Origin of the sequence: Klenkia sp. PcliD-1-E (assembly GCF_024124375.1) — a bacterium.
GTDB lineage: Bacteria > Actinomycetota > Actinomycetes > Mycobacteriales > Geodermatophilaceae > Klenkia.
The window spans coordinates 1-8,206 of sequence record NZ_JAMXRZ010000157.1; the positions used below are offsets into that span (position 1 = coordinate 1).

The window sequence follows — 8,206 nt, forward strand, 5'->3', positions numbered from 1 at the left end:
TCGGCGCACCCGCGCTGGCGACCGGTCTGTCCACCGCCGCGCAGGCCGGGTTGGCCGCCGCGGTGGCCGCCGCGGTCACCCGCTGGCGGCGCTGACCCGCCGGGGCGCCGAGTAGCCTCCCGGTACGTGTCGCCGGAGATCCCGCCCCCCGCCCGGGTGGTGGTGCTCATCTCCGGTGCCGGCACGCTCTGCGCCGCCCTGCTCGCTGCCGACGAGCCGGCCTTCACGGTGGTCGCCGTCGGCGCCGACCGCGAGGCCCCCGGCCTGGCCGCCGCCCGCGAGCGCGGCCTGCCCACCTTCGTCGTCCCGCTGGCCGGCCACCCCGACCGGGCCGCCTGGGACGCCGCGCTCGCCGGGCGCATCGCCGCGCACCGCCCCGACTGGGTGGTGTGCGCCGGGTTCATGAAGCTGCTGGGCCCCGCGGTCCTCGACGCGTTCGGGGGCCGGCTGGTCAACACCCACCCGGCGCTGCTGCCAGCCTTCCCCGGCGCGCACGCCGTCCGCGACGCCCTGGCCGCCGGTGTGGCCACCACCGGGGCCACCGTGCACCTCGTCGACGCCGGCCTGGACACCGGCCCGGTGCTCGCGCAGACCCCGGTGCCCGTGCTGGCCGGCGACGACGAGCAGCGCCTGCACGACCGCATCAAGGCCGTCGAACGGGTGCTGCTCGTCGACACCCTCGTGTCCCTCACCAGCTCAAGGAGCGCCCGCCCGTGACCGACCGCACCCCCGTCCGCCGCGCCCTGCTCGGCGTCTACGACAAGTCCGGCGTCGAGGAGCTCGCCCGCGGGCTGGCCGAGGCCGGTGTCGAGCTGGTCAGCACCGGGGCCACCGCCCGCCGCATCGCCGAGGCCGGCATCCCGGTCACCCCCGTCGAGCAGGTCACCGGCTTCCCCGAGTGCCTGGACGGCCGGGTCAAGACGCTGCACCCGGCCGTGCACGCGGGGATCCTGGCCGACCGTCGCAAGCCCGACCACGTCCGGCAGCTCGACGAGCTCGGCATCGCCGCCTTCGACCTGGTCGTGGTCAACCTCTACCCCTTCCGCGAGACCGTGGCCTCGGGCGCGACCCCCGACGAGTGCATCGAGCAGATCGACATCGGCGGCCCGGCGATGGTGCGCGCCGCGGCGAAGAACCACCCGTCGGTCGCCGTCGTGGTCGACCCCGCCCGCTACGCCGACGTGCTCGACGCCGTCCGGTCCGGCGGCACCACCCTGGCCCAGCGGCAGGCGCTGGCCACCGACGCCTTCCGGCACACCGCGTCCTACGACATCGCCGTCGCCTCGTGGCTGGGCAGCGTCGTGGCCCCCGACGAGTCCGGCTTCCCGGCCTGGACGGCGGCCAGCTGGGAGCGGGCCGACGTGCTGCGCTACGGCGAGAACCCGCACCAGGCCGCTGCCCTCTACCGGCACTGGCGGCCCGGGCTGGCGCACGCCGCGCAGCTGCACGGCAAGCAGATGTCCTACAACAACTACGTCGACACCGACGCCGCCTGGCGGGCCGCGCACGACCACGAGGCGCCCTGCGTGGCGATCATCAAGCACGCCAACCCGTGCGGCATCGCCGTCGGCGCGGACCTCGCCCAGGCCCACCGCAAGGCGCACGCCTGCGACCCGGTCTCGGCCTTCGGCGGGGTCATCGCGGCCAACCGCGAGGTCGACCTGTCCACCGCGGAGCAGATCGCCGAGGTGTTCACCGAGGTCGTCGTGGCGCCCTCGTTCACCGACGACGCCGTCGAGGTGCTGACCCGCAAGAAGAACGTCCGGCTGCTGCGCATGCCCGAGGGCGCCGCCCCCGACCCGGTGGAGTCCCGGCCGATCAGCGGTGGCGTCCTCGTGCAGCACGTCGACCGGGTCTCGGCCGAGGGCGACGACCCGGCCACCTGGACCCTCGCCACCGGGTCGGCGGCCGACGCCGCGACCCTCGACGACCTGGTGTTCGCCTGGCGGGCGGTGCGCGCGGTGAAGTCCAACGCCATCCTGCTGGCCACCGACGGCGCCACGGTGGGTGTGGGCATGGGCCAGGTCAACCGGGTGGACGCCGCCCGGCTGGCCGTGCAGCGGGCGGGGGAGCGGGCCGCGGGGTCGGTCGCGGCGTCGGACGCCTTCTTCCCCTTCGCCGACGGCCTGCAGGTGCTGCTGGACGCCGGGGTCACCGCCGTCGTCCAGCCCGGCGGGTCGGTGCGCGACGAGGAGGTCGTCGCGGCCGCCGCGGAGGCCGGCGTCGCGCTGTACCTCACCGGCACCCGGCACTTCGCGCACTAACGCAGCTTCGGCCCCGTCAGCAGAGCCTTGAAGGCGCCGAGCAGACCGAGCCCGGCGGTGCCCAGGGCGAACCAGAAGCCGACGTCGAACCGGCCGGGCTGCCAGGCCCGGCCGGCCAGCGGCACCAGGACGCCGGCCACCGCCGTGCCGGCGACCAGCAGCGCGAGCAGGCCGAGGAAGCGGTGGGCCCGCGCCGGCACCAGCAGCAACAGGCCGAGCAGGAACAGCAGCGCCCCGCCGGCCAGCACCGCGCCGGGCTGCCACAGACCGGTGGAGAACAACCCGGTCCAGTCGGTCGTGGCCTGGTCGACCACCCGCCGGGCCAGCTCGAGGCCGGTCGCGCCGTCGGGCACCCAGGGCAGCAGCAGGCTCAGCGCCGCGGCCACCCCGGCCAGCAGCAGGCACAGCGCGCCGAAGGAGTCCGCGCGGCGGACCGCGACCGGCTTGGTGGACCAGGCCGGGGCGGTGGCCTGGTCGGCCGGCGGGCGCCAGGTCTGGGGAGCCGCCTGCGGGGCGGGTTGCGGCGCGACGGGCGCGGGCGCCGTCCCCTGGCGCAGCGGGGCGACGGGGTGCACGTCGGTGGTCTGCTGGTCGGCAGGGTCGGGCGCCGGGTCGGGCGTGCGGCGCGCGGGGTCGGACGCCGCGGGGAAGGCCCGGGTGCGGTCGTCGTCGGGCTGGCTCATGGGTCCTCCTCGGCGGCAACCGGTCGAGTGCCGAGCCTAGGAGACCGACGTCGCCGTCGCCGGGAGGCGGCGGGTCGGCCGTGCGGCAGACTGGACGGCGTGACGGCGACGCGACTGGACGGCAAGGCGACCGCGGCCACCATCCGCACCGAGCTCGTGCAGCGGGTCGAGGCGCTCGCCGCGGCCGGCCGACGCCCGGGCCTGGGCACCCTGCTGGTGGGCGACGACCCCGGCAGCCGCTGGTACGTCGACGCCAAGCACAAGGACTGCGCGCAGGTGGGCATCGCCAGCATCCAGCGCGAGCTCCCCGCCGACGCCTCGCAGGCCGACGTCCTCGCCGTCGTCGCCGAGCTCAACGCCGACCCCGCCTGCACCGGCTACATCGTGCAGCTGCCCCTGCCCCGGCACGTCTCCGAGGCCGCCGTCCTCGAGGCCGTCGACCCCGACAAGGACGCCGACGGCCTGCACCCCACCAACCTCGGCCGGCTGGTGCTGGGCATCCCCGGCTCGCTGCCCTGCACCCCGCTGGGCATCGTCGAGCTGCTGCGCCGCTTCGACGTCCCGCTGGCCGGCGCCGAGGTGGTCGTCGTCGGCCGCGGGGTGACCGTGGGCCGCCCGCTGGGCCTGCTGCTCACCCGCCGCAGCGAGAACGCCACCGTGACCCTCTGCCACACCGGCACCCGCGACCTGGCCGCGCACACCCGCACCGCCGACGTCGTCGTGGCCGCCGCCGGCGTCCCCGGGCTGGTCACCGCCGACATGGTCAAGCCCGGCGCGGCCGTGCTGGACGTCGGCGTGAGCCGGGTGGACGGGAAGATCGCCGGCGACGTCGCCGCCGACGTCGTCGACGTCGCCGGCCACGTCGCCCCGAACCCCGGCGGTGTCGGGCCGATGACCCGGGCCATGCTGCTGGCCAACGTGGTCGCGCTCGGCGAGCGGGCCGCCGCCCCCGTGGTGGCCTGAGGGAGGACGAGGGAGGACGCAGTGGCCCGCACCCCGCTCTACGCCCGCCGGCCGGTCCTGGCCGGGGTGCTGCGGCAGCTGCCGCTGACGGCGGTGCTGCTGGTGGTCGCGGCCGGCCTGCTGGCGGTGGCGGCGGGCAACTGGCGTCGCGGGCTCGTCGTGGTCGGCCTGGCGCTGGTCGGCGCGGGGGTGCTGCGGATGCTGCTACCGGTGCGCCGGCTGGGCTTCCTCGCCGTCCGCAGCACGACCACCGACGTCGTCCTGACCACCGGGACCGGGCTGGTCCTGGCCCTGGTCGCGCTCGCGATCCCCCCGGGCTGAGCAGGCCCGGGGGCGCAGCCGCACCGGTCCGGCGCTAGGTTGGCGGCCATGGCGACGAAGCCCGGCAAGATCACCGTGGTGGGTTCCGGCTTCTACGGCTCCACCACCGCACTCCGTCTGGCGCAGTACGACGTCGTGGGCACCGTGGTGCTCACCGACATCCTCGAGGGCAAGCCCGAGGGCCTGGCCCTGGACATCAACCAGTCCCGTTCCATCGAGGGCTTCGAGACTGAGGTCGTCGGCGTGGGCGGCGGGTCCTACGAGGGCACCGAGGGCTCCGACGTCGTGGTGATCACCGCCGGTCTCCCGCGCAAGCCCGGCATGAGCCGGATGGACCTCATCGAGACCAACGCCGGCATCGTGCGCGAGGTGGCCGAGAACGTCGCCCGCACCTCCCCGGACGCCGTGGTCATCGTGGTCAGCAACCCGCTGGACGAGATGACCGCGCTGGCCCAGCTGGCCACCGGCTTCCCGACGCAGCGGGTCATGGGCCAGGCCGGGATGCTCGACACCGCCCGGTTCACCGACAACGTGGCCCGCGAGCTCGGCGTCCCCACCTCCTCGGTGCGCACGCTGACCCTGGGCAGCCACGGCGACACGATGGTGCCGGTGCCCAGCCGCTGCACCGTCGACGGGAAGCCGCTGGCCGACGTCCTGGCCGCCGACCGCATCGCGCACCTGGTCGACCGCACCCGCAACGGCGGGGCCGAGGTGGTCGCGCTGCTGAAGACCGGGTCGGCGTACTACGCGCCGTCCGCGGCCGCGGCGCGGATGGCCAAGGCGGTCATCGAGGACTCCGGTGCGGTGCTGCCGGTGTGCGCGTGGGTCGACGGCGAGTACGGGATCTCCGGGGTGTACCTGGGCGTCGAGGCCGAGATCGGTCGCGAGGGTGTCCGTCGGGTGGTCGAGGGCGACCTGACCGACGACGAGCTGGCCGGGCTGCGCGAGGCAGCCGAGGCCGTACGGACCAAGCAGGCGGACGTCGCCGACCTGTAGGGGTCGGCGTTCAACAGAGAGGGATCACTTCCACGTGAGCAAGATCAAGGTCAAGGGCACGGTCGTCGAGCTGGACGGCGACGAGATGACCCGGATCATCTGGCAGTTCATCAAGGACGAGCTGATCCTCAAGTACCTCGACGTCGACCTCGAGTACTACGACCTGGGCATGGAGCACCGCGACGCCACCGACGACCAGGTCACCGTCGACGCGGCCAACGCCATCAAGAAGCACGGCGTCGGCGTCAAGTGCGCCACCATCACCCCCGACGAGGCGCGGGTCGAGGAGTTCGGCCTCAAGCAGATGTGGCGCTCCCCGAACGGGACGATCCGCAACATCCTCGGCGGCGTCATCTTCCGCGAGCCGATCATCATGCAGAACGTGCCGCGCCTGGTGCCGGGCTGGACCAAGCCGATCATCGTCGGCCGCCACGCCTACGGCGACCAGTACCGGGCCACCGACTTCAAGTTCCCCTCGGCCGGCACCCTGAAGGTCGTCTTCACCCCCGAGGACGGCTCCGAGCCGATCGAGCGCGAGGTCTTCCAGGCCCCCGGCGCCGGCGTCTCGCTGTCGATGTACAACCTCGACGAGTCCATCCGGGACTTCGCCCGCGCCTCGCTGAACTACGGCCTGGCCCGCAACTACCCGGTCTACCTGTCGACGAAGAACACGATCCTCAAGGCCTACGACGGCCGGTTCAAGGACATCTTCCAGGAAGTGTTCGACGCGGAGTTCAAGGACAAGTTCGACGCGGCCGGCATCACCTACGAGCACCGGCTCATCGACGACATGGTCGCGGCCAACCTCAAGTGGGAGGGCGGTTACGTCTGGGCGTGCAAGAACTACGACGGCGACGTCCAGTCCGACACCGTGGCGCAGGGCTTCGGCTCGCTGGGCCTGATGACCTCGGTGCTGGCCACCCCGGACGGCAAGACCGTCGAGGCCGAGGCCGCCCACGGCACCGTGACCCGGCACTACCGCCAGCACCAGCAGGGCAAGGAGACCTCGACGAACCCGATCGCGTCGATCTTCGCCTGGACCCGGGGCCTGGCCCACCGCGGCAAGCTCGACGGCACCCCCGAGGTGACCGAGTTCGCCGAGACCCTGGAGCGGGTCTGCATCGAGACGGTCGAGGGCGGTCAGATGACCAAGGACCTCGCCCTGCTGATCAGCAAGGACGCCCCCTGGCTGACCACGCAGGACTTCCTCGCCGCCATCGACGCCAACCTGCAGAAGGCCATGGCCGCCTGAGCCGCTGCACCCGTTCGACGGCCCCCGGCGCCCACGCGCCGGGAGCCGTCGCCCGTCCCGGGCCGGTGGTGTGTCTGGGCCCGATGTCGGGGACTTCGGGGTCGGGCATCGCCGACAGGGCCCGATGTCCCCGACATCGGCGGGGCGCCACCGCCCGCCCTGTGGACAACTCGGGCAGGCACCCGCGGCCGGGGGAAGCTGCGACCGTGCCTCCTGCCCATCGCCCCGCCCCGCTGGTCGGCCGCGTCTTCCTCGGGCGGACGGCGTGCGAGCGCGGGTGGGTCACGCCGGAGCAGTTGCGCAGCGCGGTCTGGCGGCGGGTGATGCGTGGCGTCTACGCCGACGCTGCCCTCCCCGACACCCACGGTCTGCGGCTGGCCGCGGCGCGGCTCGTGCTGCCACCCGCCGCGGTGGTCGCCGGGCGGAGTGCGGCCTGGCTGCTCGGCGCGAGGGAGGCGGCCGACGCATCGACGCCGGTCGAGGTGCTGGTGCCGCGGGAGCACCGGTTCGGACCGGTGACGGGCCTGCGCATCCGGCAGGGCGTGGTCGACCCGGCCGACGTCACGGAGCTCCGGGGGCTGCGGTTCACCGCCGGCCTGCGGACGGCGTCCGACGCCGCCCGCTGGGAGCCCACGCTCGAGGCCGTCGTCCTCGTCGACCTGCTGCTGGCCCGGGGCGCGGTGGAGCACGCCGCGCTCCGGCGGACGGTGCCCGGCCTCGCCGGCCCGGGTAGTCGGCGGGCGGTCCGGGCGGTGGAGCTCGCCGACGGGCGCGCCGAGTCACCGCAGGAGTCGCGCGCCCGGGTCCTCCTGGTCCGGGCCGGCTTCCCCGTGGTGCCCCAGTTCGAGGTGCGGGACCACGACGGGCGGTGGGTGGCCCGCGTCGACCTGGCGCTGCCGGACCTGCGCATCGCGGTCGAGTACGACGGGGCCTGGCACGGCGAGGGCGGCCAACTCGCGAAGGACCGGCGACGACTCAACCGCCTCACGGAGGCCGGCTGGCTGGTGCTGCACCTGACTGCGGCGGACCTCCGCCGTCCCGACGAGGTCGTCACCCGCGTCCGCGCACTGGTCGCTCTCCGCGCCAGGTGACCCCGATGTCGGGGACATCGGGGTCGGGTGGGAGAAGCAGGGACCGATGTCCCCGACATCGGGGCCCGGGACGTGGGCGGGTCAGCGGCCGAAGAGCTGGGTCCACCAGGGGCCGCCGGGGCCCTGGGCCACGCCGACGCCCAGGCGGGTGTTGCTGCAGTCCAGGATGTTCGCGCGGTGGCCGGGGCTGTCCATCCAGCCCGCCATCACCGACGCGGCGTCGCCGTAGCCCTGCGCGATGTTCTCCGCCGAGGCCCCGGTCACGCCGGCCGCGGCCGCCCGGTCCCAGGGCGAGCGGCCCTCGGGCGTGGTGTGGCTGAAGTAGCCGCGGTCGCGCATGTCGGCGCTGTGCGCGCGGGCCACCCCGGCCAGCCCGGCGTCGGCGGTCACCGGCCCGCACCCGGCGGCGGCCCGCTCGGTGTTCACCAGCGCCACGACCTGGCCCTCGACGCCCGGGTCGGCGGCCGGGGCCGCGGCCGGCGCCGGGGTGGTGGCCGGCGGGGGAGGAGGCGGGGCGGCCTCGGTGGTGGGCGGCGGGGCGGTGGTCGTGGGCGCGGCCGTGGTGGTCGGCGGCGTGGTCGTGGTCGGGGTGGTGGTCGTCGGCACCGGCTCGGCCGACGTCGGGACCGCCGAGGT

Annotated in this window: 9 protein-coding genes; 7 read left to right on the plus strand and 2 right to left on the minus strand. The window is 75.1% G+C overall.

Annotated features, from left to right (window positions below):
- Window positions 1–126: 126 nt before the first annotated feature.
- Window positions 127–717, plus strand: coding sequence for a phosphoribosylglycinamide formyltransferase (gene purN / locus NH342_RS20715; RefSeq protein WP_253017880.1), 591 nt, complete (start codon window positions 127–129; stop codon window positions 715–717).
- A complete protein-coding gene (purH, locus tag NH342_RS20720) occupies window positions 714–2,264 on the plus strand; it encodes a bifunctional phosphoribosylaminoimidazolecarboxamide formyltransferase/IMP cyclohydrolase (RefSeq protein WP_253017881.1) in 1,551 nt (516 codons plus the stop codon). Before purN ends, purH begins: the two co-directional genes overlap by 4 nt.
- Here purH and NH342_RS20725 read toward each other — a convergent pair.
- Entirely contained in the window at window positions 2,261–2,947 is a 687-nt protein-coding gene (locus NH342_RS20725; protein ID WP_253017888.1) for a hypothetical protein, read from the minus strand. The genes purH and NH342_RS20725 overlap by 4 nt on opposite strands.
- A gap of 99 nt (window positions 2,948–3,046) precedes the next feature.
- Here NH342_RS20725 and NH342_RS20730 point away from each other — a divergent pair, with 99 nt between their 5' ends.
- From NH342_RS20730 to NH342_RS20750, 5 genes are all read left to right on the plus strand, one after another.
- A complete protein-coding gene (locus tag NH342_RS20730; RefSeq protein WP_253017890.1) occupies window positions 3,047–3,910 on the plus strand; it encodes a bifunctional methylenetetrahydrofolate dehydrogenase/methenyltetrahydrofolate cyclohydrolase in 864 nt (287 codons plus the stop codon).
- 21 nt (window positions 3,911–3,931) lie between these two features.
- A complete protein-coding gene (locus tag NH342_RS20735; RefSeq protein WP_253017892.1) occupies window positions 3,932–4,231 on the plus strand; it encodes a DUF3017 domain-containing protein in 300 nt (99 codons plus the stop codon).
- A gap of 48 nt (window positions 4,232–4,279) precedes the next feature.
- On the plus strand, window positions 4,280–5,227 hold the full coding sequence (gene mdh, locus NH342_RS20740) for a malate dehydrogenase (protein ID WP_253017894.1): 948 nt from the start codon (window positions 4,280–4,282) through the stop codon (window positions 5,225–5,227).
- A 34-nt stretch (window positions 5,228–5,261) separates the two neighbouring features.
- Complete coding sequence (locus NH342_RS20745) at window positions 5,262–6,479, plus strand: NADP-dependent isocitrate dehydrogenase (protein WP_253017896.1); 1,218 nt, start codon at window positions 5,262–5,264, stop codon at window positions 6,477–6,479.
- 206 nt (window positions 6,480–6,685) lie between these two features.
- The gene (locus tag NH342_RS20750) at window positions 6,686–7,570 is read left to right on the plus strand and encodes a hypothetical protein (RefSeq protein WP_253017898.1); all 885 of its coding nucleotides are present in this window, start codon (window positions 6,686–6,688) and stop codon (window positions 7,568–7,570) included.
- 81 nt (window positions 7,571–7,651) lie between these two features.
- On the opposite strand, the gene NH342_RS20755 is transcribed toward NH342_RS20750, so the two are convergent.
- Window positions 7,652–8,206: CAP domain-containing protein (locus NH342_RS20755; RefSeq protein ID WP_253017900.1), on the minus strand; the 555-nt coding region annotated here is incomplete at its 5' end.